Consider the following 26,959-nt stretch of genomic DNA (forward strand, 5'->3'; position numbering starts at 1 on the left):
GCTTGCCTGTCGGCGAACCGCCTCAGGCGGCCATGGTTGACGGAGACCCTTTGTCCGAGCGCACGCCGATCGCCGCGAGCGCGGCCATGAGGAGAAAGGCCGCCCATTGCGGCGTGGTCGAGAGAGAGCCGAGATAGGCAAGGCCGTAACCGATGAAGAGCACCGCATAGGCGAGATATTGCACGATCACCGCAGCGGCGAGCGGCACACGGTAACGTCCGTTCACGCCGGCAAACAGTAGGGCGAGACTGTTGATCAGGAGGATGGCGCTCGTCGCGTGCCAGAGAAGCGAGACATAGGTCTTAAGCAGCGCCGACGGGCTGCTTGCAAGCAGAGGCACATGCACCTCCGGTCCGCCGGCAAAGAGATGAATGCCCGTTGTCGCCAGGGACAGGGTGCCCGCTGCCAGAAGCCATTTGCTCATGCGTTCGCCTCCAATTGTCGCCATACGGTAGCGTATGTACGCCACCTGGTTGCATCCGTCAATACGGTGGCGTATGGAATCATATGGCAACAAAAAACACCCTGACGAGCGATGATTGGATCAAGGCTGCCTTCCGCGCACTGACGACGGGCGGCGTGCAGGCGATCCGCGCCGAGGCGATTGCCCGCGACCTGAAGGTCAGCAAGGGTTCCTTCTATTGGCATTTCAAGGATGTGCCCGACCTGAAGGCAAAGATGCTTGCCCACTGGGCGCGCGAAGCGACAGACGCGATCATCGCGGAAATCGAAGCCTTGGAAGTACCGGCGCAAGAGCGATTGCGGTTGCTGGTACATGCCGCAACCGACGAACGCAGCCTTCCCTATGGCGGCTTGCTGACGGACGGCGCGGTCCGCGAATGGGCGCGCTTCGACGCCATGGCCGCGACGACCCTTAAGTCCGTCGACGAAAGCCGCCTCGGCTACATTGCCGTCCTGCTCGGTGATTGCGGATTTTCGTCAGATGAGAGCCGCAGCGGCGCCAGCGCGCTCTATGGCGCGCTGATCGGGCTTGAGGCACTCGCCGCGAGCGGCCTTGCCGATCTTCGCGGCGACCTGCTCCGGCTGCTCGAGGCGCTGCTTGGCAGCAGCACCCCGCGCTAAACTCCACCCTTGGCCAGAACGCCGAAGGCGATCAGAGACAGGCCCTGCATGACAAGGTCAACGGCGAGGAACAGGCCGAGGATCCAGAGGCTGTTGACCGGCCAGCCAGCGGCGATGATCAGGCCGGCCACAAGCGTGACCAGGCCGCCAAGCGCCACCCATCCCCAGCCCTGCAGCGGCCTGAGCTTCAGGCCGACCCAAATGCGAAAGCATCCGGCGACGATCAAGGCGACCGCCATGATAAAGGTGAGGAAGGACGAGGCAAGCACGGGGTTGATGAAGGCAAAGAGGCCGGCGATCGTGTAGCAGGCACCGCTCAGGCCCCAGTAGAGCACGCTGTCCCAGCCCTTCACCTGAAAGGCATGGGCGAGATTGAACAGCCCGCCGACCAGCATGATGATCCCGACATAATAGACGGACGCGACCGTCGCCATCAGCAGATTGCCGAAGGCAAGGCCGCCGCACATGATCAACAGCACGCCGAGGGCGACGAACCACCCCCATTTACCGGCAACCGCTGACTTGTCGGCTCGATCGAATGCGTGGGTCATCTCAACCTCCAGCCCTTTGCAACGCGAGATCGCTAACGCGGGGATTGAGCCGGATTTCTGCACAAAAGGAAAGCGAAAACACTGCTGATTTTTATTGATTGATGAGTCAATCAAAAATAGACTGATCATCGTCAAGGGAGAGACGGATGCCGAAGGTCGGGATGGAACCGGTGCGCCGCAAGGCGCTGGTAGACGCAGCGCTACGCGTGATCGGCGACCAGGGCACGCTTGCCGTCACCATGTCCGAAATCGCCCGTCACGCCGGCGTTTCCCCTGCCCTTGCCCACCACTATTTCGGCAGCAAGGAACAATTGCTGATCGAGACCATCCGCAGCCTTCTACGGCAATTGCGCGACGACACGGTGACGGCGCTCCGCGCAGTCGTGAGCCCGCGCGAAAGACTGAGCGCGCTCATCCGCGTCTCCTTCCAGGCAAGCCAGTTCGCCCCTGATACGATCGCCGCATGGCTTGCCTTTTACTCGGAAGCGCAGCGCTCGGAAGAGGTGCGGCGGCTGCTCGTGGTCTATGCCCGGCGGCTGCGCTCCAATTTGCTGGCGAGCCTCAAGACGCTTTGTGCCGACGATGACGCGGAACGCATCGCCGAAGGCGCAGCTGCGATGATCGACGGGCTCTATATCCGCCAGAGTCTGCGCTCCGCGCCGATCAGCATCGAAGCCTCGATCGCGCTCACCGAAGACTACGTCACCTCGCACATCGATCGGCTCACATACCGGGGAACGGCCGCATGACCGCAAGACCGAACATCCTGATCATCATGGTCGACCAGCTGAACGGAACGTTCTTTCCGGACGGACCGGCCGCGTTCCTGCATGCGCCACACCTGAAAGCGCTCGCGGCCCGTTCGGCCCGCTTCCGCAACAATTACACTTCGTCGCCGCTCTGCGCCCCTGCCCGCGCCTCGTTCATGGCCGGGCAATTGCCGAGCCGCACCCGCGTCTACGACAACGCCGCCGAGTACCAGTCCTCGATCCCGACCTATGCACACCACCTGCGCCGTGCCGGCTATTACACGGCACTGTCGGGCAAGATGCACTTCGTCGGGCCGGATCAGTTGCACGGCTTCGAGGAGCGGCTGACGACCGACATCTACCCGGCCGATTTCGGTTGGACCCCGGACTATCGCAAGCCCGGCGAGCGCATCGACTGGTGGTATCATAATCTCGGCTCGGTCACCGGCGCCGGCGTCGCCGAGATCACCAACCAGATGGAATATGACGACGAGGTCGCCTTCCTCGCCAACCAGAAGCTCTACCAGCTTTCGCGCGAGAACGACGATACGGAACGCCGCCCCTGGTGCCTGACGGTTTCGTTCACCCATCCGCACGACCCTTACGTGGCGCGCAAGAAGTTCTGGGATCTCTACGAGGGTTGCGAGCACCTGCTGCCCGAGATCGGCATGCTGCCGGAGGATCGGCAGGATCCGCATTCCAAGCGCATCATGCATTCCTGCGACTATGTCAATTTCGACTTGACGGAAGACAATGTCCGTCGCTCGCGCCGGGCCTATTTCGCCAACATCTCCTATCTCGACGAGAAGGTCGGCGAGCTGATCGACACGCTGACGCGCACCCGCATGCTCGACGACACGCTAATCCTCTTCTGCTCGGATCACGGCGACATGCTCGGCGAGCGCGGCCTTTGGTTCAAGATGAACTTCTTCGAGGGTTCGGCCCGCGTACCGCTGATGGTCGCCGGCCCCGGCGTCGCGCCCGGCCTGCATCTGGCGCCGACCTCCAATGTCGACGTGGCGCCGACGCTTGCCGATCTCGCCGGCATTTCGATGGATGAGGTCAAGCCCTGGACCGACGGCATCAGCCTTGTGTCCATGATCAACGGCGAGGAGCGCTCAGAGCCGGTGCTGATGGAGTATGCGGCAGAGGCCTCCTACGCACCACTCGTCGCCATTCGCGAAGGCAAGTGGAAGTACATCCACTGCGCGCTCGATCCCGACCAGCTCTACGATCTCGAAGCCGACCCGCTGGAACTGAAGAATCTGGCTGCCGATCCAGAGACGCCGGTCCAGGCCGCGACCTTGCAGGCGTTTCGCGACATGTGCGCCGCCCACTGGGACATGGAGGCCTTCGACGCCGCCGTGCGCGAAAGCCAGGCCCGGCGTTGGGTGGTCTATGAGGCGCTTCGAAACGGCGCCTACTATCCATGGGATCACCAGCCGCTGCAGAAGGCATCCGAGCGCTACATGCGCAACCACATGAACCTCGACAATCTCGAGGAATCCAAACGCTATCCGCGAGGAGAATAAGATGAAAGCCCAACCGCAAGCCTCGCACTTCATCGACGGCGAATATGTCGAGGACATCGCCGGTACCGTCATCGAGAGCATCTACCCGGCGACCGGCGAAGTCATCGCGCGGCTGCACGCCGCAACGCCCGCCATCGTCGAAAAGGCGATTGCGGCGGCCAAGCGCGCCCAGCCGGAATGGGCAGCGCTGAGCCCGACCGCCCGCGGCCGTATCCTCAAGCGCGCCGCCGAGATCATGCGCGCGCGCAACCGCGAGCTCTCCGAGCTTGAAACGCTCGACACCGGCAAGCCCATCCAGGAGACGATCGTCGCCGACCCGACCTCGGGCGCCGACAGTTTCGAGTTCTTCGGCGGCGTCATCGCCACCGCCCTTAACGGCGACTACATCCCGCTCGGCGGCGACTTCGCCTATACCAAGCGCGTGCCGCTCGGCGTCTGTGTCGGAATCGGCGCCTGGAACTATCCGCAGCAGATCGCCTGCTGGAAAGGCGCCCCGGCGCTTGCCGCCGGCAACGCCATGGTCTTCAAGCCCTCGGAAAACACGCCGCTCGGCGCGCTGAAGATCGCCGAGATCCTCGTCGAGGCCGGCCTGCCGAAGGGCCTCTACAATGTCATCCAAGGCGACCGCACAACCGGCCCGCTGCTCGTCAATCATCCTGACGTCGCCAAGGTGTCGCTGACCGGCTCGGTGCCAACAGGCAAGAAGGTGGCCGGCGCGGCCGCGGCCGAACTCAAGCACGTCACCATGGAACTCGGCGGCAAGTCGCCGCTGATCGTCTTCGACGACGCCGATCTCGAAAGCGCCATCGGCGGCGCCATGCTCGGCAATTTCTATTCGACCGGACAGGTCTGCTCGAACGGCACCCGCGTCTTCGTGCAGAAGGGCATCAAGGAACAGTTCCTGACGCGGCTGAAGGCCCGCACAGAGGCGATCGTCATCGGCGACCCCATGGACGACGCGACACAGCTCGGGCCGATGGTCTCGGCGCCGCAGCGCGACAAGGTCTTCTCCTACATCGAGAAGGGCAAGGCCGAGGGCGCGCGCCTCGTGACCGGCGGCGGCATCCCGAACGCCGTCAACGCCAAGGGCACCTATATCCAGCCGACCGTCTTTGCCGACGTCACCGACGACATGACGATCGCCCGCGAAGAGATCTTCGGGCCTGTCATGTGCGTGCTCGATTTCGACGACGAGGCGGAGGTGATCGCCCGCGCCAATGCGACCGAGTTCGGTCTTTCCGCCGGCGTCTTCACCGCCGACATCACCCGCGCCCACCGTGTCGTCGACCAGATCGAAGCCGGTACGCTCTGGATCAACACCTACAATCTCTGCCCGGTGGAAATCCCCTTCGGCGGCTCGAAACAGTCAGGCTTCGGCCGCGAAAATTCGGTCGCGGCACTCAACCACTACAGCGAGTTGAAGACCGTCTATGTCGGCATGGGGCCGGTGCAGTCACCCTATTGAGATAGGGCTGCGGCCGCTTCTTGAGAGGCGGCCGTTTTATCTCCCTCATCCTCGGGCGAGCGTAGCGCGTTCCGGGGATCCAGCAGCGCCGGTCGGTGGCGCACAACAGTCTTCAAGCGAAAGACGTCGCTTGGCTGGATTCCTGTCACGGGCACAGGAATGGGGGGCCGAAATAGCAGCGCAAGATCAGCCGGTTCTAGAGACGCTAGAGAAAGACCACGCTTATGCAGGCAGATTACATCATCATCGGCTCCGGCTCCGCCGGTTCGGCGCTCGCCTATCGTCTCTCGGAAGACGGCAAGAATACCGTTTTGGTGCTGGAATACGGCGGCACGGATGCAGGCCCCTTCATCCAGATGCCGGCAGCACTTGCCTGGCCGATGAGCATGAAGCGCTACAACTGGGGCTACCTCTCCGAACCCGAGCCGAACCTCAACAACCGGCGTATCACCGCGCCGCGCGGCAAGGTGATCGGCGGCTCCTCCTCGATCAACGGTCTCGTCTATGTGCGCGGGCATGCCGAGGACTTCAACCGGTGGGAAGAACTCGGCGCACGCGGCTGGGCCTATGCGGATGTGCTGCCCTATTTCAAGCGTATGGAAAACAGTCACGGCGGCGAAGCCGGCTGGCGCGGCACCGACGGACCGCTGCACGTCAAGCGCGGGCCGGTGCACAACCCGCTGTTCCATGCCTTCATCGAAGCGGGCCAGCAGGCCGGTTTTGAAGTAACCGACGATTACAACGGCTCGAAGCAGGAAGGCTTCGGGCTGATGGAACAGACCGTCTGGCAGGGCCGGCGCTGGTCGGCGGCAAACGCCTATCTGAAGCCGGCGATGAAACGGCAGAACGTCTCTCTGGTGCGCTGCTTTGCCCGCCGCATCGTCATCGAGAACGGCCGGGCGACCGGTGTCGAGATCGAGCGCGCCGGCAAGATCGAGATCGTCAAGGCCAACCGCGAGGTTGTCGTCTCCGCCTCCTCGTTCAATTCGCCGAAACTGTTGATGCTCTCGGGCATCGGCCCGGCCCAGCACCTGAAGGACATGGGCATCGAGGTGAAGGTCGATCGGCCGGGTGTCGGCGCAAACCTGCAGGACCATATGGAGTTCTATTTCCAGCAGGTCTCGACCAAGCCGGTGTCGCTCTATTCCTGGCTGCCCTGGTTCTGGCAGGGCGTTGCTGGTGCGCAGTGGCTGTTCTTCAAGAAGGGCCTCGGCATTTCCAACCAGTTCGAGGCCTGCGCCTTCCTGCGCTCGGCCCCCGGCGTCAAGCAGCCGGATATCCAGTACCATTTCCTGCCGGTGGCAATCAGCTATGACGGCAAGGCTGCCGCCAACACGCACGGCTTCCAGGTGCATGTCGGCTACAACCTGTCGAAGTCACGCGGCAACGTCACGCTGCGTTCCTCCGACCCGATGGCCGATCCGGTCATCCGCTTCAACTATATGAGCCACCCGGAGGACTGGGAGAAGTTTCGCCACTGCGTGCGCCTCACCCGCGAGATTTTTGGCCAGAAGGCCTTCGACCAATACCGCGGCCCGGAGATCCAGCCGGGCGAGAACGTCGAGTCGGACGAACAGATCGACGCGTTCCTGCGCGAGCACCTGGAAAGCGCCTACCACCCCTGCGGCACCTGCCGGATGGGCGCCAAGGACGATCCGATGGCGGTGGTCGATCCCGAGACCCGCGTCATCGGCGTCGATGGCTTGCGTGTCGCCGACAGCTCGATCTTCCCGCACGTGACCTACGGCAACTTGAACAGCCCCTCGATCATGACCGGGGAGAAAGCGGCCGACCATATTCTTGGCAAGCAGCCGCTCGCCCGCTCCAACCAGGAGCCCTGGATCAACCCGCGCTGGCAGGTCAGCGACCGGTAACCCGCTATCCGATGAAGCCGATCCAGCGGCCGGCGAGCACCGCGGCGAGCCAGAGGGACAGCGAAACGAGCGCCTGCAGCCGCAGACGGGGGGCTATCATGCCGCCCGCCAAGACGGTCTGCCAGGCCGTACCCAGGCGCAGCGACAGCGCATTGAGGACGCCAAGCGCCAGCAATGCGAGCTTCGCCAGAAATGCCGGATTGGCGAGATAGGCCGCGGGCCTGACGCTGAAGAGGCAGAACCCGGTGGCGACAGCCAGCAGGAGGCCGATGGCGGCGGCGCGCGTAAGGAACGGGCCGAGCACGTCGACCGGCGCATGTCCGACGAGCCCGAGCAGCCGCAGGTCGAGCGGCACGATCGCGCCGATCAAGAGCCCGATCGCCAGGATGTGGGCCGCGTTGACCACGAGATAGAGCAGCGCCGAGCGCCTGAGTGCTGCCCCTACCGGCCAGCCGGAGACCCATTCGGCAAGCTCGGCCGGACTCATCCCCCAGCCCGGATGCGTTCCGGATAGATGTCATAGGTCTTGCCCGCGACCGTGATCCGCACGGCCTTCATGCGCTTTTCGTTCGGGTCGAGCGAGCGATTGCCGAGTACAACGACCTCGTCGCCAGTTTTGGCCGACCCCTCGATAAAGCCTGAACGTTCCGTCTGGCGGGGATTGCCGAGTTCAACGTGCCAGGTCCCGTCCGTGGTCGATTCGACCTGAAGCGTCGGATGAGGCGGTGCCATGGAGATTTCGCGGATCGTGCCCTTGAGCTCGATCTGGTCGGCCTCGGCCCAAGACCAGCCGTGATGGGCATAAGCGCCGGTGGCCAGCACGGCGGCGATCACAACGCCAGCTAAACCTCTGCGTGAAATGGCATCCAGCATCGACCTGCTCCTTCGTTTGCCTAGGGGAAGCCGCAAGCTTGGACCTGAACAGCCGTTGACGGAAGCGCTGAGCGTTCAACACTTCTTGAAGAGAAGGGCGCCGACCTTGTCCGGCGCGGCAATAAACACTGTGACCGAAAGTTGCATGGTGAATTCATGAACAGCTTTAAATTTAGCCATTCTTAATCTCCGGTTGTTATGTCTATATGAGACGGAGTGAACGCTGGGCGAACGTGCCATGACGGCAGTTTCGCCGCGCAATATCGCGTGCTCCATCCCATCATCGACATCACTCCCCTGCCAAGGCGAGCTCGCTTACCGGTGCCTTTGCGGCCATCCCCGCGGCATCGGCCGAGGATGATTTGCCTTGCGGGCAACCGCGGAGCGTTATTCATGACAATCAAAGCACGCCTGCTCGTGTGTCTGTCCCTGCTCGCCGTCGCCATGCTGGTCATGATCGTCACGGCCTTCAGTGCGATGACTTCCATCTCCAAACGCACCGAATCGATTGTCGCCGACCGGTTGCTGCCGGTCGATCATCTGAAAACGGTGTCCGACATGTATGCGGTCGAAATCGTCGATACCACCCACAAGGTTCGCAGCGGCGCCCTGGACTGGGCGGCCGGAGCAAAGGCGATCGACCTGGCGCTCTTAACCATCGACACGCGCTGGCGCACCTATGAGGCCACGCGGCTGACGCCCGAAGAGAAGAAGCTGACCGAGATTTTCGACCAGGCGCGCATCGCAAGCGATGCGTCGATCCGTGATCTCGTGCAGATCATGCAGCGTCAGGACAAGGCCGAACTCGAACGCTTCGTCGATACCAAACTCTACTCCTCCGTCGATCCCCTCGCTGCGCCGATCAGCGACCTGATCAAGCTGCAGCTTTCGGAGGCCAACGCCGAGCTCGAAGCGGCGAAGGCCGAGAAGAACAACCTCACACTCTGGCAAAGCGTCATTGCCGGTTTCGCCCTGCTCATGCTCGGCGCGACCGTCTGGTTCATCATTGCCGGCCTGCTGCGCCCACTGGCGAAGCTGCGCGAAGCCATGCGCCAGCTGGCCGCGGGCAATCTCAAGACACTGATCTTCGGCGAAGGGCGCCGCGACGAGATCGGCCAGATGGCCGGCGCGGTCGCCGTCTTCCGCGACAATGCGTTGGAACGCCAGCGGCTGGAGCAGGAGGCGGAGGCCGGCCGTTCGCTGTCGGAGCGCGAGCGCGAGCAGCGCGAAGCGCAGAAGGCCAAAGAGGCCGCGGAGGTTCAAACGGCGGTCAGTGCGCTTGGCTTTGGCCTCGATCGCCTTGCCGAAGGCGACCTCACCTTCCGGATCGAAACGCCGCTTGCCGAACGGCTCGACGCGCTGCGCACCAATTTCAACAGTTCCGTCACCAATCTGGAGGATGCATTGCGATCGGTCGGCGAGAACGCCCGCAGCATCAATGCCGGCGCCAGCGAAATCCGTTCGGCGGCGGGCGACCTCTCCAAGCGCACGGAACAGCAGGCTGCCTCGGTCGAGGAAACAGCCGCCGCTCTCGACCAAATCGCCACCACTGTCGCCGATGCCAGCCGGCGCGCAGAAGAGGCGGGCACGCTCGTGACCCGCACCCGTGGTGCTGCGGAGAAATCGGGCGAAATCGTCGGCAATGCCGTCACGGCCATGAGCGGCATCGAGGCCTCGTCGCGGGAAATATCCAGCATCATCGGCGTCATCGACGATATCGCCTTCCAGACGAACCTGCTCGCGCTCAATGCCGGCGTCGAGGCGGCTCGGGCGGGTGAGGCCGGCAAGGGCTTTGCCGTCGTCGCCCAGGAGGTGCGTGAGCTCGCTCAGCGCTCGGCCCAGGCCGCCAAGGAGATCAAGGTGCTGATCGCCACATCCGGCCAGCAGGTCAAATCCGGCGTCACTCTGGTGCGCGAGACCGGCGCGGCGCTCGAAAGCATCATCGTCGAGGTCAAGGAGATCAGCAGCCACGTGACGGCGATCGTCGAAAGCGCCCGCGAACAGGCAGCCGGCATCCAGCAGATCAACACGGCGGTGAACGCCATCGACCAGGGAACGCAGCAGAACGCGGCCATGGTGGAGCAATCGACCGCCGCCAGCCACAGTCTTGCCCGCGAGGCCGGCGCGCTCAACGACCTCCTGATGCGCTTCAGGACCGGCAATGGCGCTTCGGCCGCGCCTCGCCGCGTGGCAAGTGCTTCCACGGAAAGTGCAGCCCCCTCGCCCGCACGGGCCCTGACCCGCAAGCTCGCAAGCGCCTATCGCGGCAGCGCACGGCCACAGGAGGACGGCTGGGCGGAGTTCTGACGATCCAGTCAACTGCCAACCAGGGAGGCGCGGACAGCAGGGTTCGCGCCTTTTTCTTTTTTACGACACAGCAGCCGCAAGCAGTACAGTATTAAATCTAGTAAATTACTAGTCTATATTCGGTTTTTCGCTGCTTTTCGATCTGAGAGGCAGATTTGCTCCAAACAAACAGCATTAGAAACCGCTATTTCTGTCCATTGACCTGTTCGGCTGCGATATTCCGCCCAAGTTGGAACAGGACGCAGCCATGACCACGTCATCCCTCGAGACCACCGCCAAGGCACTGAACGAGAGGCTCGAAGGCCTCGATTTCGCCGGGCGGCTGGCGCTCGTCGCAAGCCTTGAAGGGCGGGCGGTCTTCACGACCTCGCTCGGCATCGAGGACCAGGTGATTACCGCCGCGATCGGCAAGAACAAGCTCTCCGTCGATGTCGTTACGCTTCAGACCGGCCGCCTCTTCAATGAGACCGCAGCGCTGATCGACAAGACGGAAGAAGCCTTCGACATCCTGATCAGGCGCTACCATCCGGAAAAGGCCGACATCGACGCTTACGCAGCGCGTTACGGCCTCAACGGCTTCTACGAAAGCGTCGAAGCACGACATGCCTGTTGCGACGTGCGCAAGCTGAAGCCGCTTGCGCGCGCACTCGAAGGGGCAAGCTTCTGGATCACCGGCCTGCGTCGCGGCCAGTCGGGCAACCGCGCCTCCACACCCTTTGCCGAGGCCGATGCCGAACGCGGCCTGATCAAGATCAATCCGCTGGCCGACTGGGACATCGAGACCATCAACAGCTACGTCGCCACCCATGCCGTTCCGGTCAACCCGCTGCACGCCCGCGGCTATCCGTCGATCGGCTGTGAGCCCTGCACCCGCGCCATCAAGCCCGGCGAGCCCGAACGCGCCGGCCGTTGGTGGTGGGAGAACGACGAGAAGCGCGAATGTGGTCTGCACGTTCCGGAAGCCGCCGCAAGCTCCATCATCCCCAATTCGAGCAGCGCCGCCTGAAGCTGGCGCGCTCGTCCGAAGACAAATCCTCCCGGAGACTGAAATGCCCCATATCCATCCGGAAACGGAACTGCATAACCCGCAGAGCGCCAAGCCGCCGCTCGATCCGCATCTGAAGGCGCTGGAAAACGAAGCGATCCACATCTTCCGCGAAGTGGCCGCCGAGTTCGAACGCCCGGTCATGCTCTATTCGATCGGCAAGGATTCTTCCGTACTGCTGCATCTCGCGCGCAAGGCCTTCTATCCCGGCCGCGTGCCCTTCCCGCTGCTGCACGTCAACACCGGCTGGAAATTCTCCGAGATGATCGCGTTCCGCAACGAGATCGTAGAGCGCTACGACCTCGACCTGATCGAGCACGTCAATCCGCGCGGTGCCGCCGAGAACGTTACGCCCTTCACCCACGGCTCGGCGCTCTATACGGACATCATGAAGACCGAGGCGCTGCGCCAGGCGCTCGACGCCGGCCAGTTCGACGCCGCCTTCGGCGGCGCGCGTCGCGACGAAGAGGCAAGCCGCGCCAAGGAGCGCATCTACTCCTTCCGCACGCCGGACCACCGCTGGGACCCGCGCAACCAGCGCCCGGAACTGTGGAACGTCTACAACGGCATGATCCGCAAGGGTGAGAGCGTGCGCGCCTTCCCGCTGTCCAACTGGACCGAAGTCGATATCTGGCGCTATATCCAGGCCGAAGACATTCCGATCGTTCCGCTTTATTTTGCTGAAAGGCGCCCGGTCGTCGAACGCGACGGCATGATGATCCTCGCCGAAGATCCGCGCCTCGAACTTCTGCCGGGCGAGACCAAGCGCGAGGAAGTGATCCGCTTCCGCACGCTCGGCTGCTTCCCGCTGACCGGCGCCATCCGCTCGAACGCGACGACGCTCGACGACATCATCTCCGAACTCGAAACCGCGACCGTTTCCGAACGCCAGGGCCGCGCCATCGACCGTGACCAGTCCGGCTCGATGGAAAAGAAGAAGCGCGAAGGATATTTCTGATGACCGCAACCGCAACCGCGAATGCCGTTGAGCACGCTCAAGCCGGCGAGGTTCTGGCCTTTCCGGCGCAGGAGCCGGCGCGCGCCACCCGTGACAGCCGTCCGCTTCGGCTCATCACCTGCGGCTCGGTCGACGACGGCAAGTCGACGCTGATCGGCCGCCTGCTCTGGGATACCAAGGCGGTCAAGGAAGACCAGGCGGCAACGCTGCAGCGTGATTCCAAAGGCAAGCAGAACGACCTCGGCCTGCCCGATTTCGCGCTGCTGCTCGACGGCCTCCAGGCCGAGCGCGAACAGGGCATCACCATCGACGTCGCCTATCGCTATTTCTCGACCGACAAGCGCTCCTTCATCGTCGCCGACACACCCGGCCACGAGCAATACACCCGCAACATGGCGACCGGCGCTTCGACCGCCGATCTCGCCGTGCTGCTCGTCGATGCTCGCGTCGGCCTGCTTGAACAGACCCGCCGGCATGCGACGATCGCGACGCTGATGGGCATCAAGCAGTTCGTCCTGGCGGTCAACAAGATCGACCTGACCGACTACGACCGCGCCCGTTTCGAAGAGATCAGCCACGAGTTCCGCGAACTGGCGCTGTCGCTCGGCGTACGCCAGGTCACCGCCATCCCGGTCTCGGCCCTGAAGGGCGAGAACGTCGTCTATGACGGCCGCGCCTCCATGCCCTGGTATGACGGCCCGACGCTGATCGAAGTGCTGGAACTGGCGACGACCCGTTCAGCCCAGACGGTCGGTTTCCGCCTGCCGGTGCAGCGCGTCTCGCGTCCGGGCGAAAGCTTCCGCGGCTATCAGGGCACGGTTGCCGGCGGCTCGGTCAAGCCCGGCGACAGCGTCGTCATCCTGCCCTCGGGCATGGTCGCCAACGTCACCAAGATCGTCACCTTCGACCTGGTGCGCAACGCGGCGGTCGCCGGCGACGCGATCACGCTCGTGCTCGACCGCCAGGTGGATGTCTCGCGCGGCGACATGATCGTCGCGATCGACAGCCAGCCGCTGACCGGTCTTTCCTTTGACGCCCAGCTCGTCGCGCTGCAGGCCGAGGGCATCCAGCCCGGCAAGCGCTACTGGCTGAAGAGCGGCAGCCGCCGCCAGCGCGTCCAGGTGCAGCCAGCAAGCCAGCTCGATCTGCAGACCGGCAAGTGGAACCAGGCCGACCAGCTGCCCATGAACGCCATCGGCAAGGTGCACCTCGCCTTCGACGAGCAGGCGATCTTCGACACCTACGAGCAGAACCGCACCACCGGCGCCTTCATCCTGATCGACCCGGACACCAACAACACGGTGGCCGGCGGCATGATCACCGCCAAGCGCTCGGCGCTCGGCGGCATCCACACGGAAGATGCCCGCGTCATCCTCTCTCTGCCGGCCGACCTTGCCGACCAGCTGATGGCGACCGAACTCTTCGCCGGCCGCCGCGAGGAAGCCGAAGTCCGACGCGTGAGCGCCGGCCGCGCCGTCGAGATCATCGACGACATCGACGGTTGAGCGACATCACACACAGCAAAAAGGGGGCCAGAACGGCCCCCTTTTTTGTTTACTTGGGCGCTTGAGATCCGTCGGCGATCACTGCCGGCGCGCCTTTCTATGAAGTGCCGGCGGCGTAGCACCTACCGGCGCCATCGTCTCAAAGCTGCTGCTCGATCGCGGGCAGAGTGATCGTCAGCGGCGCAGGATCGGCATGCTGCCAGAGCTGGTAGCCGACCACGCAGCCAAGGATAGCGGACCAAATGGCGATCTCGCGAAAGGTGAAAATCGGTTCCTTCAACATCCGGGCCTCTCGGGAAAAGACAAGTGTTGATGGAAATATCGCCCCTATTGTTCACACTGATAAGACAGCGTTTGATGAACGCCGTGTTTCCATGTGAACGATAGCGCTGTCACCGACGACGTTACGCTGTCGGGCCCAAGCGTTCGGCCGCCGTCTTCTAAGCTTGTCCGCATGCACGAGACTGACCCATTCCGGGACAGGACTGACGAATGCTTCACCTTTGCACGAGGTCGCCACAACCGAGCCTTCCAATCCGGTTTCGCATTCGTAATTTGGCGCATCGATCATGAGGATCGACAGGGCTGTTTCACCGTTTCCGAACGTCGTGGGACAGTCCGCCTGACCGTCAGGTGCGGTAGGCCAAACAAAAAAGGGCCGCTGCGGGCCCTCTCCTGCTGTCACGTCTCCAACGCCCAGTCAGCGAGTGCTGACCACCGGCTCGGTCGTTTCGTCTTCCGTGCGGCTTGCGAAATAATTGGCAAGGAGCGCACCGGAAATGTTGTGCCATACGCTGAAGATCGCGCTCGGTACCGCTGCCACCGGCGAAAAATAGGTATTGGCGAGGGCCGCGCCGAGGCCACTGTTCTGCATACCAACCTCAATGGCGATCGCCTTGCGCTTGGCAAGTGACAGCCCGGCCGCCTTGGCGGCGAAGAAGCCCAGCAGATAGCCGAGGCCATTGTGCAGGACGACAACGGCGAAGATCAGCAGCCCGGAGCTGGCGATCGCGCTCTTGCTGGCTCCGACGACGGCCGCAACGATCAAGACGATGCCCGCGACGCTGACGAGCGGCAGCGCAGGCACCGCCGCCTTGACCAGACCCGGCAACAGCTTCTGCAGGAAAAAGCCCAGCGCCAGCGGCAGCAACACCACCTTGACGATGCTCATGAACATCGCGGTCGCATCGACAGGCAGATATTGGCTCGCAAAGGTCCAGACGAGGAACGGCGTGACGATCGGCGCAAGCAGCGTGGTGACGCTGGTGCAGGCGACCGACAGTGCGACATCGCCCTTGGAAAGATAAGTCATGACATTGCTCGAGGTGCCGCCCGGGCAGCAACCGACGAGGATCACGCCGGCAGCCACCTCCGGCGGCATCGGGATGACGGCCGTCAGCAGAACCGCGAGCAGCGGCATGATGAGGAACTGCGAGACCACGCCGATACCGACCTCAAACGGACGCTTGGCGACTTCCTTGAAGTCGTCGAGCGAAATGGTCAGACCCATGCCGAACATGATGATGCCGAGCAGGGTGACGATATAGGGCGTGACCTGCTTGAAAATATCCGGGAAGACGAACCCGAGAATGGCGAAAACAATGACCCAGAGCGCGAATGTGCGTCCGACAAACTGGGAAAACGATGCAACGGCCTTCAAAACCTTACTCCTTGCGTGATGGCCGCTGTCTAGGCCCGCACGCGGGCGGCTTCAACACGCTTCGAACAAAAAAACGCCGCCTGCCGCAACTTTGTGTCGATGAAACCGGAGCAACCGACATAAATGCGACGCATATGGACAGCGACCACGTCCTGGGGATATCAGGCAGATCAAGCAGAGCGAAAGCACCGGATCTTGAGGGAGACGACGATGACGAACCAGCCGGAGACGAGCGTGACGGTGGAAAAGCGCCAGAACGGCAAATGGTGCTTCGTCATCAAGCATCGCGGCGTCACCTACCCCGCACAGGGCAATTTCACCTCGATGCTGCAGGCGCAGGCCGTTGCCCAAACTGCGCTGAAGGCGCTCGAAAAGCAGGGCTGACCGGCCGCATCGCTAGCGGCGCTGCTCGTGTGCCGTCACCGAGCAAACGCCGAGAGCCACTGCCACTTCTTTCTGATCGATAGCAGCAGCGTGCGAATGCGCCGGTCGCGATTCGTGATAAGTCGCGCCGAACGCCAGGGCGTTTGTTTCCGGTACTCCAGAAACGTCGCCTTCTCCGGGTGCTCGCATTCTTTCGTGTTCGGCTTGGCGTGCGTGAAGTGCACAATGGAAGCTTGGGAAAAGTCTTCCCATCCCTTCTGCGCATTCCAGTGGCCGGGAAGATGAACGAAATTCCCTTCGGTCGTAAGGTTCAGTACGTCCTGATCCAAGAAATCGAACGAACGCGCCTGAAGCAGCCTGGCAATGCGAGCCGTGTAGTCCTGCGCGTTCCAGGCGTCGATATCGACCAGCAGGACTCCCGCGTTGAAGTAGGGTGTGTTCGCCTCTCGGCCGAGCGACGGATTGAAACGCGTCGGGTCATCATAGGGAACGGCTGCAACGGCCCTGCCCTCAAACGACAGATCCGCCAGTGGTGCCAGGCTCTTTTTGATCAGCGTGTCAGCATCCAGGTAGAGCAGACGGTCGTGTCGGTCGGCTAGCAATTCCGGCAGATACAATCGTGCGTAGGTAGCGCGGCTCCAGTAGCTCGTCGTCTTCAGGCCTGAGATTTTTGAGAGAATGTCGCCTTCGACATCGATGAAGCACAGCTTCCGTTTCGCGCAGGCTTGCAGCATTTCCTTGTCGGACGCCCGCAGCCCGTCACCTAGGATAGTGACCTGCGCATCTGGAATGCCACCGTTCTTTTCGAGCGAGTAAAGCATGACACCCGCGAGTTCCGCGAAGCGCCTGTCGATCGAGCATGCAACAATCATTTAAAGTCAATTTCAGCAATGCAACGCGTCGCCACAGGGCCGCATGCAGTGTCCAGGCCAAAAGCAAGATCTCGCTCGACCGGACATACCGGTAGATGCTTTGATTGCTTTCATTTGAAATGGCGTGACCCTCGCCAAGCGAGGGCCACGCTCATGGTGTCGCGCAATATGCGACGGAAGTATCAATGAAATTAATAGGTCATCTCTTACCCGAAAACACGCGGATGCACTGGTGTGCTTCTCTTCATGGCGAATGACTTCGCACACCATGCTTCCGCGTCAAGTGGGCAGAGCAGATAATAGTTGTTTGTCCGCAGAATCTCGCGCAGATCGTGTAGAAGACCTGCGCGCGGCACCTATTCGGTCGCGGACCGGATGATGTTGCAAAGCCCTTCCTGCACCACCTGCTTGGTGGCCACCTGCCCCACCTGAATATCAAACATCGCATCAACCCGCGTGCCTGAACCGCGCTTGCGGGCGACGACTCGCAATGTCTGCAGCCGCCCGGAGCCTGCCGTATCCTGGTAAGCTTCGATCGTTCCGAGTGCCTTGTTGATCTCGATCCCGGAAAAGCCTTCCGCCGCGACGCCCCGCGCCATTCGCTGCAGGGCGGTCTCGGGCTTCAGCTTCGGGAATTCCTGCCAGGTCTTGTAGAAGACCGGCGTCACCAGCGGCACGCCGTTTGCCTTGAAATTCTTCTCGCAGCTCTGCGCCGCCGCCACCGAATGGCCGGCCACCAGCAGAACCGCCGCAATGGATAGGTGTTTGATCGACATGTCCGTTCCTCGTCGTCAGCATCGAATGGCGGAACGCTAGAGACTTCGCCGCTGGACCAACAGAGTGACCCGGCTGCAAATACACCTCTATTCGACCAACGGCTTGGAAGGGGCGACGAACGGCACCGAACTGCAGCAACGGGAAGAGCCTTCACCGTCAACCCAAACCGGGTGCATCACAAAAATGTGCCGCGCTGGTTGTGAATCCGTCAGTGAGGCTCTAAAGCTGGCTCGAAGGCTCCCTGACACAGGATTGCGCTCATGAAGCTGGTGACCGGTAACTCCAACCGCGCCCTTGCCGAAGCCATTGCCAGATACCTCAATCTTCCCCTCACGGACTGTACGGTCGAGCGCTTCGCCGACCAGGAAGTCAACGTTCAGCTCCACGAGAACGTGCGCGGCGAGGACGTCTATATCCTCCAGTCGACGAGCACGCCCGCCGACGCCAACCTCATGGAACTCCTGATCCTGACGGATACGCTGCGCCGTTCGTCTGCGCGCCGGATCACCGCCGTCATCCCCTACTTCGGCTATGCCCGCCAGGACCGCCGGGCCACTGGCCGCACGCCGATTTCAGCCAAGCTGGTCGCCAACATGATCGCCGGTGCGGGTGTCAACCGGGTTATGACGCTGGACCTGCACACGGATCAGATTCAGGGCTTTTTCGATATACCGACCGACAACCTTTATTCGGCGCCGGTGATGACGCGCGATATCAAGGAGCGCTACGACGTCGGAAATCTCATGGTCGTTTCGCCAGATGTGGGCGGCGTGGCACGGGCGCGCGGCATCGCCAAGCGCATTGGCACCGATCTTGCGATCGTCGACAAGAGGCGCCCCCGCGCCGGCGTGTCGGAGGTCATGAACATCATTGGTGACGTCTCCGGGAAGACCTGCCTTTTGATCGACGACATCATCGATAGCGGCGGGACCTTGATCAATGCGGCTGACGCATTGCTGGAGGCGGGTGCACGAGAGGTCTCGGCATACATCACCCATGGCGTGCTCTCCAGGGGAGCCTGCGAGCGCATTGGTGCCAGCAACCTCAAGGAACTGGTGCTGACTGATTCCATTCAGGACACCGATGCGCAGCGCGAGACCGCCAATATCCGCCGGATCACCGTTGCGCCGCTTCTGGGCGAGGCCCTCGCCCGCACCACCCGCGAGCAAAGCGTTTCAAGCCTTTTCAACTGACTGAAGCAAACCGTGCAAGGCCGTTTTGGTTGGCCAGCCGGCGCTTGCCGATGAAAAAATGACGCAATCTGCCCTTGCGTCCAAAACCACAGAAACACGCGACACAAACGGCGAATACGTTCCAACGGTGGTGATTGAAGCGGCCTGCAGTCGATCCGCGCACTGGCGTATATTTCGGGAAAGATCGACTAAGCAATTGATTTGGCTGGTCGGAGTGGCAAGATTCGAACTTGCGACCCCCACGTCCCGAACGTGGTGCGCTACCAGACTGCGCTACACTCCGTGACCAGCGGCGCCTCTATAGAACAGGCATTTTGATTTCACAAGCGCCTATCTCGAAAAACATTGCGCCTTTCTCAAAAAATTTGTGACGGTGGAAAACGGAGGCGGAGAATGGCCCTTGTCTGCGCCGACAGCGCCCGGCAGACCGCGCGATAGGGACTTTCTGCAACGCTTCATAATTTCCTGGAACAGGAGCCGTTGCGTGCATTTCCTTTCGTCTCTTTTGGCGCTAGAGGCTCAACGGAAAGCGCGGAAAACCAGGGGACACGGGTTTGCGCGCCATGCCTATTTCAGAACGAGAGCCAAAGGGGCAGAAACATGAACTTCCGCATGATGACGGTGGCGGGCCTCGCGCTCGTGCTCGCCGGCTGCACGACGACCGGAACGGGGATTTCCAGGAACGCGGTCGAGGCCCGTTGGCTCGGCCAGCCGGCCGGCGGCTTCTTCGCCCAATACGGTCCGCCGATCTCCGACGTCGAAAGCGGCAGCTCCACGGTCTATAGCTGGAAGGGCGGCTACAAGACCCGCAAGATCCCTGCGCAGTACGAAACCACCAAGGACGGCAAGCGCGGCAAGCGCATTTCCTCGGCGCGCACCGAGTATCTGAGCTGCGCGGTGCAACTGACCGTCTCGTCCGACTACGTCATCCGCTCGATCCACATTGCCGGCGACCGCAAGCGTGCCGAAGGCCCGAGCTGGTGCGAAGAGTTCCTCGGCGCCCCAGCCCAGACCAAGCCGGCGGCAACTGCAGGCTAAACCAACAAACAAAAAACCCGCCGGTGAAAATCGGCGGGTTTTTTCTAGGGAATTGCGTCGAACTCAGCCGGCGCTGTTGTCCTCGACGGGCGCGTCGGGACCGTTCTTCTTGATCGAGTCGATGGCGTTCTGCGCGCTGGCCTTGGTCTTGTAGCCCTCGGTCGAGAACATCACTTCGCTGTTGTACTTGAAGCGAACACGGAACTCGCCAGCCTTGTCTTTGTAGATTTCGAATTTGTGAGCCATCTTCTCCCTCACACATGTTGGAATCAACGAAACTAGCGTGTCAGTTGCAAGATGACTTGACAAGAGTGCATGCAAATCCGGCGCGCGCGATCGCCCGCCCAATGGATCAACTGCCTGGAAAAATGTGGCTGGGGCGCCAGGATTCGAACCTGGGAATGCCGGTACCAAAAACCGGTGCCTTACCGCTTGGCGACGCCCCAACGGATTGACGGGACGATACGTCCGCCAAATCGAGCGCCTGATTATCAAAGCTCGCCGCCCGTCACAATCACTAAGTTGGCACTAAGTTGAATTTTCGGCGGATTTGTTGGCGACGACGCAGAACGGTGCTCACGGCGGGTACCGGATGTACCCTTTCCTTCGCTTGCCGTACCTCCTATTGTCCCGGCAAATGGAGACTTTCATGAGCCAGTTTCGCGCCCGTCCCCCTGCCGTTCCAACCGTTCTCGTCGACGACGCGGTCGTCAGGGTCACCCGTTGGGATTTCGAGCCCGGCGCCGACACCGGTCACCATGTGCACGGGCTCGGCTATGTGGTGGTGCCGATGACCGACTGCCAGTTCCTGCTCGAGGAAGAGGCAGGCAGCCGGCGGGTCGATATCGCCAAGGGGGCCGCCTACCGCCGTGAGGCGGGCATGGCTCACAACGTCGTCAATGCCGGCAAAGAGCCGATGTCGTTCATCGAGATCGAATACAAGTGAAATCCAGGAAGAAACGCATGCAGGGCCCGGATTTCGATCTCGATTTCAAGCCGGCCCATGGCGAGGCCGTGACAGTCGCCGACGACGTGCAGCGCGTCACCGTCAACAATCCCGGTCCTTTCACCTTTCACGGCACCAACAGTTACATCGTCGGCAAGCGCTCCGTTGCCGTCATCGATCCCGGTCCCGATGAGGAGGCACATTTCCAGGCGCTGATGACGGCGCTCGCCGGCCGCGAGGTCACCCATATTGCCGTCAGCCACACGCATCGCGACCACTCGCCGCTGGCGCGCCGGTTGAAGGCTGCCACAGGTGCGGTGATCGTCGGCGAAGGCCCACACCGCTCCGCCCGTCCCTTGCATGCGGGCGAGAGCAATCCCTTCGCCGAGAGTTCGGATATGGAATTCGTCCCCGATCTCGTGCTTGCCGACGGCGGGCGTATCGAGGGTGACGGCTGGAGCCTGACGGGGCTTGCCACGCCCGGCCATACGGCCAACCACATGGCCTTCGCGCTCGATGGCACCGGTATTCTCTTTTCCGCCGACCATGTCATGGCCTGGGCGACGACGATCGTCGCGCCGCCGGATGGGGCCATGGCGGACTACATGGCCTCGCTCGAAAAGCTGCTTTCCCGCGACGAACGTCTCTACCTCCCCGGCCACGGCGGACCGGTAAGCGAGCCTGCCTCTTTCCTGCGGGGCCTGCGCGCCCACCGCAAGATGCGCGAGCGCGCCGTGCTCGAACGCATCCGCGCCGGTGACAGCCATATCCCCGACATGGTCAAGGTCATCTATGCTTCCACCGACGTGCGGCTGCATGGGGCGGCGGCACTTTCGGTGCTCGCCCATCTCGAAGACCTGATCGAGCAGGGGCGGATCGAGACCGATGGTCCGCCCTCGCTTCTCGGCGCCTACCGGCTGGCGCCCGGCGGAGCCGGCTGATCATGCGGCGCGAGGCTTACAGCTATCGCAACGATGCTTCCGTGCCCGCCTTTGCAGACGACAAGCCGGTAATCGTCTTCGACGGCGAATGCATCTTCTGTTCCGGCTGGGTGCGCTTCCTGCTTCGCCATGACCGGCATGCGCAATATCGCTACCTCACCGCCCAGTCGCCGCTTGGCCAGGCGCTCTACCGGCACTACGGGCTCGATACCGTCCGCTTCGAGAGCAACATGCTGATCGAGGACGGCGTCGCCCGTTTCAAGTCCGACGGGTCGATCCGCACGCTTGCGCGGCTGGGCCTGCCGTGGTCGCTCGCCAACATTTTCCGCATCCTGCCCGCTGCCCTTCGCGATCCGCTCTATGATCTCGTGGCGAGAAACCGCTACCGCATCGCCTGCCGCCGCCAGACCTGCATGGTGCCGACCCGCGAGGAGCGCGGACGCTTCATCGCATGACGACGGAAGACATGGCCCAGGAACAAAGCCTCTACCGCCAGATCTTAGGCCGGCGGTGGGACGACGTGCCCGCATCGATCCGCGCCCTGCATGGCCGGCCAGAGGGGCATGCCACCTTTCGCGGGCGCGCGGTCATCGAGCGCGGCGCCTCGATAGGAGCGCGCCTTGTAGCCTTTCTGCTCGGCTTTCCCCGCGCGGGCGCGGACGTTCCGGTCGAAATCCACTTCGTATGATGCGGCAAGGGTCAGGAAGTCTGGACCCGACGTTTCGGTGGGAAAATCCTGCGCAGTTCGCAACAAGAGGCCAAACGGCGGAACGAGGAACTGCTCGCGGAAGATTTCGGACCGTTCCGCGTCCTCTGCGCGCTGGAGCCCAGGGAAACCCGCCTGCACCTCTCGGTGCGCGCCTGGTCCTTCCTCGACCTTCCGCTCCCTCTGCTGTTTGCGCCCGGTGGCCGGACTTTCGAGGAAGATCGCGACGGCCTGTTTCATTTCCACGTGGAGGTCGAAAGCCCGTTGACCGGCCTGATCGTGCGTTATCGCGGCTGGGTACGACCAGCGGGCGAGCCGACGGACGACTTAGAGGTCGCGAAGCCTTCGCAAAAGAATGATGTTTTCTGACGGGCTTTCGCCGGTCAGTCGCCGGCAATGCCCAGCAACTCGGCATCGAGCCCGCGCAGGAACTGATCGGCGAAGGCGGCGCCCATGCCGAGATCATGAGGCCCGTAGCGCGAGGCGACCCGCAGGTCGACGAAGGTGGTCTCCGCCTCTTCGCGCAGCCGGATCAACACATCGAAGCGGAAGCCGGCAATCAGCGTGCGCCATTCGCCCTGCAGCACGACATCGCTGGCGCGGCGGCCGGCAATCGCGCCTTCGAGAGCCATCTCCGGACGGGCCGCCGGAACGGGTACGTTTTCCGGCTCGGCGTTCGTGTCCGCGCCCGCATTCGGCCGCACTGCGAGATCCTCCAGATCGGCGCGGGCATTCTCGACCCCAAGCTCCTCGGTGATGCCGACGCGGTTCTGTTCGATGACGTTGCGCACCCCCTGATAGACGCGGTCGAGCGCGCCGTCATAGCGCCGGCCGGTCAGGGCCGGATAGGCGAGGATCTGCGCTTCGCGGTCCTGAGGCGTTACCGCCGCCTTGCGCTTCAGCCAGCTCTCCTCCGCCTGCGGCACCTTGAGCCACGGCGGCGGCGTCACGGTATCCGTGCTGACGTCGTAGATCTCCGGGCGGGTCAGATACTGGACAACGCCATAGCCGATGAAGCCGAGCGCCGGCGCGGCATAGACAAGGGCTGCAGCAGACGCCAGACCACCGATCGCCGCAACCTGCCACAGGCGCGCCAGCCCGACGACGGCGAACAGCACGCCTAAGAGGGCAAAGATGCCGGCGAGACCGATAAGGGCGAGAAAATGCGGCGTCGTCAGCGGTCCGAAGCGATGCGCCAGCAGCGAGAACACAAAGAGCAGGAAGGAGACACGGGCGAAGCGGCGCGCCCAATGGGCGGCAAAGGAATAGGGGCGCTCATACCGGACCATCATGTAGTTGAATCAATTCCCTGCCGCGAAACAGACCGCATTCTTAGACCATGCCCCGTGCCGAGGAAACAGGCAATGCGGCAGTCCGACACCGCGCGCCGGGCCTCCCTTACGCTTCGCCGCAAAATCGCCATTCTCGTTAACCACCTATCAACACATGGGAATGTGCCCGCGCGCCCGGGATTCGAAGGGCACGCGGCGTTTCAATCGGAGGCAACGGCCGGCGCACGGCATCAAACGAGGGCGCTCGGCAATCGACGGAGAACCGACAATGGGCGCATCGCAAGCAGCCGTGGCCATCGCCACCCCCTCTGCCCTTCCGGCCGGAGACGGCGGCATCCCCATGGGGCTCCTTGAGCTCGAACTCTCCCTCGATGGTTTTTCCGGCAACAATGCCGATTTCACCAGCTTCGTCCGCACCGTCGCGGACAACGCCGGCGGCGAGTTTCTCTTTGCCTTGCCCGCCTGCGATCTGATCGAAGACTGCCGGAGCATTGCCGTGCTCCGTATGGCTGACGTGGGAGGCGATGCTTCGATCCTGTTCGCCTGCCTCGACCAACAAGGCCGAGCCGTCCGCATCGAACATCCAAGCGACAGCACGCGCGACCTCGAGCGCTTTGCAGAGTCCTTTGTCGGCGTGCTCGAACGCATGTAACGCGACTGCCCGCACGGAAAAGATTGGGGCATCCCATTCAGGCCCGGCGCGCTCGCGAGTTGTCGGGAAGTCTTCCCGTCGGCGGCGCAAGCACGACCAGGCCGCCGCGCAGAGATCTTTTCCCACACTCTTCCGATAGGCCCACCTTACAGGGCAACAACCGGTCGGTGACGCCGTTTCGCGTACAACCGCGAACTCGACATAGAATCGCCGCCACTCGTTCCGATTCTCGATACAAGTCCCTATATTGATTGTGATTCGAGGCTTTGGCGCCGTGCCGCTCGATTGCTCACGGCGAACGCACACCGCTACGGCTTCACACGACCCGGTTGTGCCCAGGAGGCGCGAGAACCATGATGACCCGATTGTCCATCCTTATCGCAGTTGCACTTCTTCTGACGGCGTGCCAGACGATGACGCCGGAGGAAAGGCGCATCGCCGACGGCAACACCTGCGCATCCTACGGCTTCCGCCGCGGCACCGATGCGTTTGCCACCTGCCTGCAGCGGATCGAGCTCGACCGCCGCGCGGAATCGCGCGCCTTCCGCTATCAGAACGACATGATGATGTGGGGCTGGGACCGCCCCGTCATCGTCTCGCGCCCGGTGATCGTCCAGGCCAAATGAGGCGATCACGGCCGAGCCAACGCCGCTTGGGCGGCGCTGGCTCTTGGCTTGTTACCCGTTGCCGCTAATTGTGGCCTGGGGGCGTGAGCGAAACTTACAGTCGGAAAGTCTTCACCGCGTTGCCACGCTCCAGCTCCTTGCTGGCCATGAACAAGGCGGTTTTCTCCTGCTTCTCACGCCCGACGGCGATGAGGTCAAGTATCGCCTGAAGCCTTCGTATGGCCGCCGCTTTGTTGCGATGCTGCGACCGGTCCTCCCGACAAACGACGGTAACCCCGGTGGGCAAATGCGTTGCACGCACGGCGCTGTCGGTGGTGTTTTGGTGCTGACCTCCCGGCCCGCCCGCCCGCATGGTTTCGAACCGCAGGTCTGTCGGATCGATCGACGTGGCAACGCTGCCAGCCGAAAGGTCCACCTGCTGCACACCAACGAACCAATTCTGCCTCTGGTGCCCTTTGCGGACAGGACTTTTGAAGACGAAGCGGATGGTTCCGCAAAAGTCCCTCGCCACATCCTCGCATCGGCTGCCTGCCATCGTTACAACAGCTGATTTCGGGCCGAAGGCATCCGGCTGTCCGCCAAGCGCCAGGTCGAAGCTGCAGCCATGGCCCGTCGCTTCCCTGTTGAGAATCTCGATCAGCGCAGCAACGGCGATGCGGCATTCCACCGGGCCGTTGCCGGAGGTCAAGAACAGTGTCACCTCAGCCATGGCGCATCCTCCTGATCGTCGTCCGCTCCCACTTCGCCTTTGCGCGCACCCGCTCCTGCGGCTGGGCGTTCTTGTAGGTGACGAGCGGTTTCATCGCCGCGATCGGTTGCACGAGCCCAAACGCCGCAAGGTCGGCGATGACCTTCGCCGCATCCTTGTAGGCGCCTGCGGCTTCCTCGATCAAAAGGTTGCGATCTTCGCAGATCGCGACGCCACCCCAGGGGTTGACCCGCAAGGCGTCGCGCTCGGAACGCGTACTACCGACGCGACCGTGCATGGCCTTGCGGTCGTATTTGCGTCCCGCACCGTGAGAGATGGCCCAGTGCGATCGCTCCGCACCGGCCAGCGCCCGCACCAGATAGCTTCGCGTCGCCCGCGACCCTGCGACCGGAGCAACGACACCTTCTCCAACGGCGGCCGCACCCTTGTAGTGCAGGAAGCCGGACGTCGTAGCCCGCACCAGGTTGTGCGGAACATCGGAGACGAGTGACAGATCGGCACGAAGCACCCGGGCCGCTCGCTCGGCAACCATTTGCCGGTTGAGCGACGCCCATCGAACGCATTCCCCGCTCCTGGCGAGCCATTCGACGGCCGCAGCAGCGTCGGCAGCCAGGCCGTCTTGGAAGCGTTCCTCGCCGCCGAGCGTCAGACCGAAAAGGTCTGCACCCGCCGACCGAGAACCGGAATGAACCAGCAGATAGAGCTTCTGCCGATCAGCGACGCCCTCCTCGAACACGTCGTCCACGGCCTGCAGCTCGCAAAAATGGTTGCCGCCACCGATCGTGCCGAGCGACTGCGGGCACATGTCAGGCGAAAGATCGTGCTCCGCAAGCCGGGCCGCCATGTCGCCGAGATCAATCTGCTCCAGCCCGCGCAGTTGTTCGGCCGCCTTGTCGACCTTGAACTTGCGCAGTGGCAGGGAAAGTTCGAAGAACGACATGCCACAGCCGATGTCGTTGCCGATCAACTGCGGATAGAGCCGTTGCGAAAACGCCACCATACCGACGGGGCCATACTTGCCCGGGTGCAGGTCCGGAAAACCTGCGACCGAGATCATGCCGGGGAGACCGGCGGTCTCCTCCAGCTGTTGTACTGCCGTGCCTTCGATCCAGCTGCCGGCAGTGAAAAAATGCGTGATGGCCGCCTTGCGCGCACCATCACCGACTTCGGGGACGAAGTCCCCGGAACAATGATTGCCCATGAAAATAATCCAGAACAGGG

Annotated in this window: 30 protein-coding genes and 2 tRNA genes; 18 read left to right on the plus strand and 14 right to left on the minus strand. The window is 62.7% G+C overall.

Going from position 1 to position 26,959, the window contains the following annotated elements:
- Window positions 1-22: 22 nt before the first annotated feature.
- Window positions 23-424 (minus strand): hypothetical protein, encoded by a 402-nt coding sequence (locus JVX98_RS17415; protein ID WP_205239308.1) that lies wholly within the window; start codon window positions 422-424, stop codon window positions 23-25.
- Between the two features lie 83 nt (window positions 425-507).
- Between JVX98_RS17415 and JVX98_RS17420 the strand changes: the two genes are divergently transcribed.
- Complete coding sequence (locus tag JVX98_RS17420) at window positions 508-1,083, plus strand: TetR/AcrR family transcriptional regulator (protein WP_192447537.1); 576 nt, start codon at window positions 508-510, stop codon at window positions 1,081-1,083.
- Here JVX98_RS17420 and JVX98_RS17425 read toward each other — a convergent pair.
- The gene (locus JVX98_RS17425) at window positions 1,080-1,634 is read right to left on the minus strand and encodes an HdeD family acid-resistance protein (protein ID WP_192447538.1); all 555 of its coding nucleotides are present in this window, start codon (window positions 1,632-1,634) and stop codon (window positions 1,080-1,082) included. The two genes, JVX98_RS17420 and JVX98_RS17425, sit on opposite strands and share 4 nt — an antisense overlap.
- A 146-nt stretch (window positions 1,635-1,780) precedes the next feature.
- Here JVX98_RS17425 and betI point away from each other — a divergent pair, with 146 nt between their 5' ends.
- From betI to betA, 4 genes are all read left to right on the plus strand, one after another.
- On the plus strand, window positions 1,781-2,383 hold the full coding sequence (betI, locus tag JVX98_RS17430; RefSeq protein WP_192447539.1) for a transcriptional regulator BetI: 603 nt from the start codon (window positions 1,781-1,783) through the stop codon (window positions 2,381-2,383).
- Window positions 2,380-3,915, plus strand: a complete 1,536-nt coding sequence (gene betC, locus JVX98_RS17435) for a choline-sulfatase (protein ID WP_205239309.1) — start codon at window positions 2,380-2,382, stop codon at window positions 3,913-3,915. Before betI ends, betC begins: the two co-directional genes overlap by 4 nt.
- 1 nt (window position 3,916) lies before the next feature.
- A complete protein-coding gene (gene betB / locus JVX98_RS17440) occupies window positions 3,917-5,380 on the plus strand; it encodes a betaine-aldehyde dehydrogenase (RefSeq protein ID WP_205239310.1) in 1,464 nt (487 codons plus the stop codon).
- A 224-nt stretch (window positions 5,381-5,604) separates the two neighbouring features.
- Window positions 5,605-7,254: a choline dehydrogenase gene (betA, locus tag JVX98_RS17445; RefSeq protein WP_205239311.1), complete on the plus strand. Its 1,650-nt coding sequence runs from the start codon at window positions 5,605-5,607 to the stop codon at window positions 7,252-7,254.
- A gap of 4 nt (window positions 7,255-7,258) precedes the next feature.
- Here betA and JVX98_RS17450 read toward each other — a convergent pair whose 3' ends face one another.
- Both JVX98_RS17450 and JVX98_RS17455 read right to left on the minus strand, forming a co-directional pair.
- Complete coding sequence (locus tag JVX98_RS17450) at window positions 7,259-7,741, minus strand: DUF2214 domain-containing protein (RefSeq protein WP_205239312.1); 483 nt, start codon at window positions 7,739-7,741, stop codon at window positions 7,259-7,261.
- Window positions 7,738-8,127, minus strand: coding sequence for a DUF6152 family protein (locus JVX98_RS17455; protein ID WP_192447544.1), 390 nt, complete (start codon window positions 8,125-8,127; stop codon window positions 7,738-7,740). The genes JVX98_RS17450 and JVX98_RS17455 overlap by 4 nt, the downstream gene beginning before the upstream one ends.
- Window positions 8,128-8,520: 393 nt before the next feature.
- On the opposite strand from JVX98_RS17455, the gene JVX98_RS17460 reads away from it, so the two are divergent.
- The 4 genes from JVX98_RS17460 to cysN all read left to right on the plus strand — a co-directional run bounded on the left by JVX98_RS17460 (window position 8,521) and on the right by cysN (window position 13,942).
- Complete coding sequence (locus JVX98_RS17460; protein ID WP_205239313.1) at window positions 8,521-10,434, plus strand: methyl-accepting chemotaxis protein; 1,914 nt, start codon at window positions 8,521-8,523, stop codon at window positions 10,432-10,434.
- A gap of 247 nt (window positions 10,435-10,681) precedes the next feature.
- Window positions 10,682-11,440 carry a phosphoadenylyl-sulfate reductase gene (locus JVX98_RS17465; protein ID WP_205239314.1) on the plus strand — a complete coding sequence of 253 codons (759 nt, stop codon included), beginning with the start codon at window positions 10,682-10,684 and terminating at the stop codon, window positions 11,438-11,440.
- A 43-nt stretch (window positions 11,441-11,483) separates the two neighbouring features.
- Window positions 11,484-12,437: a sulfate adenylyltransferase subunit CysD gene (gene cysD, locus JVX98_RS17470; RefSeq protein WP_192447547.1), complete on the plus strand. Its 954-nt coding sequence runs from the start codon at window positions 11,484-11,486 to the stop codon at window positions 12,435-12,437.
- Window positions 12,437-13,942 carry a sulfate adenylyltransferase subunit CysN gene (gene cysN, locus JVX98_RS17475; protein ID WP_192447548.1) on the plus strand — a complete coding sequence of 502 codons (1,506 nt, stop codon included), beginning with the start codon at window positions 12,437-12,439 and terminating at the stop codon, window positions 13,940-13,942. Before cysD ends, cysN begins: the two co-directional genes overlap by 1 nt.
- Window positions 13,943-14,081: 139 nt before the next feature.
- On the opposite strand, the gene JVX98_RS17480 is transcribed toward cysN, so the two are convergent.
- Window positions 14,082-14,225, minus strand: a complete 144-nt coding sequence (locus JVX98_RS17480; RefSeq protein WP_205239315.1) for a hypothetical protein — start codon at window positions 14,223-14,225, stop codon at window positions 14,082-14,084.
- 417 nt (window positions 14,226-14,642) lie between these two features.
- Window positions 14,643-15,602 (minus strand): bile acid:sodium symporter family protein, encoded by a 960-nt coding sequence (locus JVX98_RS17485; protein ID WP_205239316.1) that lies wholly within the window; start codon window positions 15,600-15,602, stop codon window positions 14,643-14,645.
- A gap of 210 nt (window positions 15,603-15,812) precedes the next feature.
- Between JVX98_RS17485 and JVX98_RS17490 the strand changes: the two genes are divergently transcribed.
- The gene (locus JVX98_RS17490) at window positions 15,813-15,986 is read left to right on the plus strand and encodes a hypothetical protein (RefSeq protein ID WP_192447550.1); all 174 of its coding nucleotides are present in this window, start codon (window positions 15,813-15,815) and stop codon (window positions 15,984-15,986) included.
- Window positions 15,987-16,021: 35 nt separating this feature from the next.
- On the opposite strand, the gene JVX98_RS17495 is transcribed toward JVX98_RS17490, so the two are convergent.
- The gene (locus JVX98_RS17495; RefSeq protein WP_205239317.1) at window positions 16,022-16,858 is read right to left on the minus strand and encodes a glycosyltransferase family 8 protein; all 837 of its coding nucleotides are present in this window, start codon (window positions 16,856-16,858) and stop codon (window positions 16,022-16,024) included.
- Between the two features lie 356 nt (window positions 16,859-17,214).
- Window positions 17,215-17,628 carry a hypothetical protein gene (locus JVX98_RS17500; RefSeq protein WP_043616768.1) on the minus strand — a complete coding sequence of 138 codons (414 nt, stop codon included), beginning with the start codon at window positions 17,626-17,628 and terminating at the stop codon, window positions 17,215-17,217.
- Between the two features lie 267 nt (window positions 17,629-17,895).
- Here JVX98_RS17500 and JVX98_RS17505 point away from each other — a divergent pair, with 267 nt between their 5' ends.
- Entirely contained in the window at window positions 17,896-18,828 is a 933-nt protein-coding gene (locus JVX98_RS17505; RefSeq protein WP_305877691.1) for a ribose-phosphate pyrophosphokinase, read from the plus strand.
- A 206-nt stretch (window positions 18,829-19,034) separates the two neighbouring features.
- Here the strand turns inward: JVX98_RS17505 and JVX98_RS17510 are convergent.
- Window positions 19,035-19,111: transfer RNA gene (locus JVX98_RS17510), tRNA-Pro, on the minus strand.
- A 317-nt stretch (window positions 19,112-19,428) separates the two neighbouring features.
- Here JVX98_RS17510 and JVX98_RS17515 point away from each other — a divergent pair.
- The gene (locus tag JVX98_RS17515; protein WP_034801335.1) at window positions 19,429-19,866 is read left to right on the plus strand and encodes a hypothetical protein; all 438 of its coding nucleotides are present in this window, start codon (window positions 19,429-19,431) and stop codon (window positions 19,864-19,866) included.
- Between the two features lie 63 nt (window positions 19,867-19,929).
- On the opposite strand, the gene JVX98_RS17520 is transcribed toward JVX98_RS17515, so the two are convergent.
- Both JVX98_RS17520 and JVX98_RS17525 read right to left on the minus strand, forming a co-directional pair.
- The gene (locus JVX98_RS17520; protein WP_034801332.1) at window positions 19,930-20,112 is read right to left on the minus strand and encodes a YegP family protein; all 183 of its coding nucleotides are present in this window, start codon (window positions 20,110-20,112) and stop codon (window positions 19,930-19,932) included.
- A gap of 125 nt (window positions 20,113-20,237) precedes the next feature.
- A tRNA-Gln gene (locus JVX98_RS17525) sits at window positions 20,238-20,312 on the minus strand.
- A gap of 203 nt (window positions 20,313-20,515) precedes the next feature.
- Between JVX98_RS17525 and JVX98_RS17530 the strand changes: the two genes are divergently transcribed.
- The 4 genes from JVX98_RS17530 (at window position 20,516) to JVX98_RS32705 (ending at window position 22,828) form a co-directional block, all read left to right on the plus strand.
- The gene (locus tag JVX98_RS17530; RefSeq protein WP_205239318.1) at window positions 20,516-20,812 is read left to right on the plus strand and encodes a cupin domain-containing protein; all 297 of its coding nucleotides are present in this window, start codon (window positions 20,516-20,518) and stop codon (window positions 20,810-20,812) included.
- 17 nt (window positions 20,813-20,829) lie between these two features.
- The gene (locus JVX98_RS17535) at window positions 20,830-21,753 is read left to right on the plus strand and encodes an MBL fold metallo-hydrolase (protein ID WP_192447553.1); all 924 of its coding nucleotides are present in this window, start codon (window positions 20,830-20,832) and stop codon (window positions 21,751-21,753) included.
- Between the two features lie 2 nt (window positions 21,754-21,755).
- Window positions 21,756-22,208, plus strand: a complete 453-nt coding sequence (locus JVX98_RS17540; protein ID WP_205239319.1) for a thiol-disulfide oxidoreductase DCC family protein — start codon at window positions 21,756-21,758, stop codon at window positions 22,206-22,208.
- A 281-nt stretch (window positions 22,209-22,489) separates the two neighbouring features.
- Complete coding sequence (locus tag JVX98_RS32705; RefSeq protein ID WP_371826567.1) at window positions 22,490-22,828, plus strand: DUF4166 domain-containing protein; 339 nt, start codon at window positions 22,490-22,492, stop codon at window positions 22,826-22,828.
- Window positions 22,829-22,842: 14 nt separating this feature from the next.
- Here the strand turns inward: JVX98_RS32705 and JVX98_RS17555 are convergent, their stop codons facing one another.
- Window positions 22,843-23,751, minus strand: a complete 909-nt coding sequence (locus tag JVX98_RS17555) for a DUF1499 domain-containing protein (protein WP_205239321.1) — start codon at window positions 23,749-23,751, stop codon at window positions 22,843-22,845.
- A gap of 268 nt (window positions 23,752-24,019) precedes the next feature.
- Between JVX98_RS17555 and JVX98_RS17560 the strand changes: the two genes are divergently transcribed.
- Entirely contained in the window at window positions 24,020-24,403 is a 384-nt protein-coding gene (locus JVX98_RS17560; RefSeq protein WP_205239322.1) for a hypothetical protein, read from the plus strand.
- 353 nt (window positions 24,404-24,756) lie between these two features.
- Entirely contained in the window at window positions 24,757-25,029 is a 273-nt protein-coding gene (locus tag JVX98_RS17565) for a hypothetical protein (RefSeq protein WP_205239323.1), read from the plus strand.
- 94 nt (window positions 25,030-25,123) lie between these two features.
- Here the strand turns inward: JVX98_RS17565 and prfH are convergent, their stop codons facing one another.
- Both prfH and JVX98_RS17575 read right to left on the minus strand, forming a co-directional pair.
- Window positions 25,124-25,738: a peptide chain release factor H gene (gene prfH, locus JVX98_RS17570; RefSeq protein ID WP_192447557.1), complete on the minus strand. Its 615-nt coding sequence runs from the start codon at window positions 25,736-25,738 to the stop codon at window positions 25,124-25,126.
- On the minus strand, window positions 25,731-26,939 hold the full coding sequence (locus tag JVX98_RS17575) for an RNA ligase RtcB family protein (protein ID WP_192447558.1): 1,209 nt from the start codon (window positions 26,937-26,939) through the stop codon (window positions 25,731-25,733). The genes prfH and JVX98_RS17575 overlap by 8 nt, the downstream gene beginning before the upstream one ends.
- Window positions 26,940-26,959 lie beyond the last annotated feature (20 nt).

It is taken from the genome of Ensifer sp. PDNC004 (assembly GCF_016919405.1).
Taxonomy (GTDB): domain Bacteria; phylum Pseudomonadota; class Alphaproteobacteria; order Rhizobiales; family Rhizobiaceae; genus Ensifer.

Coding starts and splice junctions, on each gene's coding strand:
- betB (WP_205239310.1), top strand. CDS start 3,917: ATGAAAGCCCAACCGCAAGCCTCGCACTTCATCGACGGCGAATATGTC.
- JVX98_RS17520 (WP_034801332.1), bottom strand. CDS start 20,112: ATGGCTCACAAATTCGAAATCTACAAAGACAAGGCTGGCGAGTTCCGT.
- JVX98_RS17515 (WP_034801335.1), top strand. CDS start 19,429: ATGAACTTCCGCATGATGACGGTGGCGGGCCTCGCGCTCGTGCTCGCC.
- JVX98_RS17535 (WP_192447553.1), top strand. CDS start 20,830: ATGCAGGGCCCGGATTTCGATCTCGATTTCAAGCCGGCCCATGGCGAG.
- JVX98_RS17455 (WP_192447544.1), bottom strand. CDS start 8,127: ATGCTGGATGCCATTTCACGCAGAGGTTTAGCTGGCGTTGTGATCGCC.
- betC (WP_205239309.1), top strand. CDS start 2,380: ATGACCGCAAGACCGAACATCCTGATCATCATGGTCGACCAGCTGAAC.
- JVX98_RS17505 (WP_305877691.1), top strand. CDS start 17,896: ATGAAGCTGGTGACCGGTAACTCCAACCGCGCCCTTGCCGAAGCCATT.
- JVX98_RS17460 (WP_205239313.1), top strand. CDS start 8,521: ATGACAATCAAAGCACGCCTGCTCGTGTGTCTGTCCCTGCTCGCCGTC.
- JVX98_RS17530 (WP_205239318.1), top strand. CDS start 20,516: ATGAGCCAGTTTCGCGCCCGTCCCCCTGCCGTTCCAACCGTTCTCGTC.
- JVX98_RS17490 (WP_192447550.1), top strand. CDS start 15,813: ATGACGAACCAGCCGGAGACGAGCGTGACGGTGGAAAAGCGCCAGAAC.
- betI (WP_192447539.1), top strand. CDS start 1,781: ATGCCGAAGGTCGGGATGGAACCGGTGCGCCGCAAGGCGCTGGTAGAC.
- JVX98_RS17420 (WP_192447537.1), top strand. CDS start 508: ATGGCAACAAAAAACACCCTGACGAGCGATGATTGGATCAAGGCTGCC.
- prfH (WP_192447557.1), bottom strand. CDS start 25,738: ATGGCTGAGGTGACACTGTTCTTGACCTCCGGCAACGGCCCGGTGGAA.
- JVX98_RS17575 (WP_192447558.1), bottom strand. CDS start 26,939: ATGGGCAATCATTGTTCCGGGGACTTCGTCCCCGAAGTCGGTGATGGT.
- JVX98_RS17540 (WP_205239319.1), top strand. CDS start 21,756: ATGCGGCGCGAGGCTTACAGCTATCGCAACGATGCTTCCGTGCCCGCC.
- betA (WP_205239311.1), top strand. CDS start 5,605: ATGCAGGCAGATTACATCATCATCGGCTCCGGCTCCGCCGGTTCGGCG.
- JVX98_RS17450 (WP_205239312.1), bottom strand. CDS start 7,741: ATGAGTCCGGCCGAGCTTGCCGAATGGGTCTCCGGCTGGCCGGTAGGG.
- cysD (WP_192447547.1), top strand. CDS start 11,484: ATGCCCCATATCCATCCGGAAACGGAACTGCATAACCCGCAGAGCGCC.
- JVX98_RS17465 (WP_205239314.1), top strand. CDS start 10,682: ATGACCACGTCATCCCTCGAGACCACCGCCAAGGCACTGAACGAGAGG.
- cysN (WP_192447548.1), top strand. CDS start 12,437: ATGACCGCAACCGCAACCGCGAATGCCGTTGAGCACGCTCAAGCCGGC.
- JVX98_RS17495 (WP_205239317.1), bottom strand. CDS start 16,858: ATGATTGTTGCATGCTCGATCGACAGGCGCTTCGCGGAACTCGCGGGT.
- JVX98_RS17480 (WP_205239315.1), bottom strand. CDS start 14,225: ATGTTGAAGGAACCGATTTTCACCTTTCGCGAGATCGCCATTTGGTCC.
- JVX98_RS17425 (WP_192447538.1), bottom strand. CDS start 1,634: ATGACCCACGCATTCGATCGAGCCGACAAGTCAGCGGTTGCCGGTAAA.
- JVX98_RS17555 (WP_205239321.1), bottom strand. CDS start 23,751: ATGATGGTCCGGTATGAGCGCCCCTATTCCTTTGCCGCCCATTGGGCG.
- JVX98_RS17415 (WP_205239308.1), bottom strand. CDS start 424: ATGAGCAAATGGCTTCTGGCAGCGGGCACCCTGTCCCTGGCGACAACG.
- JVX98_RS17560 (WP_205239322.1), top strand. CDS start 24,020: ATGGGCGCATCGCAAGCAGCCGTGGCCATCGCCACCCCCTCTGCCCTT.
- JVX98_RS17565 (WP_205239323.1), top strand. CDS start 24,757: ATGATGACCCGATTGTCCATCCTTATCGCAGTTGCACTTCTTCTGACG.